This window comes from Streptomyces sp. NPDC089915, from assembly GCF_040684675.1.
GTDB lineage: Bacteria > Actinomycetota > Actinomycetes > Streptomycetales > Streptomycetaceae > Streptomyces.
Window position 1 is genome coordinate 1 of sequence record NZ_JBFBGN010000378.1, and the last position, 1,339, is coordinate 1,339.

Genomic DNA, 1,339 nt, shown 5'->3' on the forward strand with positions numbered 1-1,339 from the left:
TCGACTGACAGTGATGATGTTCGTGGTGATGTTGCCGGTGGGTCTGACTCATCGACTGACTGACGCTTCGGCTGTCCTGTTTGGGATTTGTCGGCCTGTCGGCGACGCCACCGCGCACGCGGCCGGACGGGCGCTTGTGACTTCATAGGAGCCTGGCCAGAGGCCCCGTCACTGTCTTGTCCACCCGCCCGACCGGCGCGTGCCGCCCTCGGCTCGGACAAGCGGCAAGGACGGACATGACCAGCATGACGCATGACGGACCGGAGATCACCGGCGGAGTCGACACCCACGGGCTGACGCACCACGCTGCCGTGATCGACTCCATCGGCCGGCACCTGGCCGACCGGGAGTTCCCCACCACGATCCGTGGCTACCGAGACCTGCTGGACTGGATGCGTGTCCACGGCAGCCTGGTCGCGGTGGGCGTTGAGGGCACAGGTGCCTACGGAGCCGAACTCGCGCGGGTACTCACCGCGGCCGGAGTCACCGTCGTCGACGTGGACCGGCCGGACCGCAAGATCCGGCGGATGAAGGGCAAGTCCGACCCGGTCGACGCCTACGCCGCCGCGACGGCCGTGCTCTCCGGGCGGGCCACCGGCATCCCGAAGAGCCGTGACGGCGTGGTCGAGGCGGTGCGCGTGCTGCGGATCGTCCGCCGCAGCGCGATCAAGGCCCGCACCCAGGCGATGAATCAGATCCGCGGCCTGCTCGTGTCGGCCCCCGCGGTGCTGCGCGAGCAGGTCGCAAGGCTGGAGAGGGCCGCGCTGATACGAACCCTGGCCCGGCTGCGTCCCGGTGACGACCTGGCCCGGCCGCTGGCCGCGACCCGGGCGGCACTACGGCGCCTGGCCCGCCGCCACCAGGCCCTGGACGAGGAGATCACCGAGCTGGACGCCCAGATCGGCCCGCTGGTCAAACAGGCCGCCCCTGCCCTGCTGGAGCTGTTCGGCGTCGGCCCCGAGACCGCCGGCCAGCTACTGGCCTCGGCCGGGGACAACCCGGAGCGCATGCGGTCCGAGGGCGCGTTCGCGCACCTGGCAGGGGTCGCTCCGATCCCCGCGTCGTCCGGCCGCACCCATCGCCACCGCCTCAACAGGGGCGGTGACCGGGCCGCGAACAACGCCCTGCACACCATCGTCCTGGTCCGCATGCGCTACGACGAACGCACCCGCGCCTACGTCGAACGCCGCACCAAAGAAGGCCTGTCCCGGAGGGACATCACCCGCTGCCTCAAGCGATTCGTCGCCCGCGAGGTCTACCACGCTCTGACCACCGCACCGACCGAACGAATCACTCAAACCGACCTCACTCCAGCGGCTTGACGTCTATAGGAGCATCC

At 70.2% G+C, this 1,339-nt stretch carries 1 protein-coding gene; it reads left to right on the top strand.

Annotation, left to right across the window (positions count from 1 at the left end):
- Window positions 1-236 precede the first annotated feature (236 nt).
- On the top strand, window positions 237-1,322 hold the full coding sequence (locus AB0O29_RS35970) for an IS110 family transposase (protein ID WP_365160669.1): 1,086 nt from the start codon (window positions 237-239) through the stop codon (window positions 1,320-1,322).
- The last annotated feature ends 17 nt before the right edge of the window (window positions 1,323-1,339 follow it).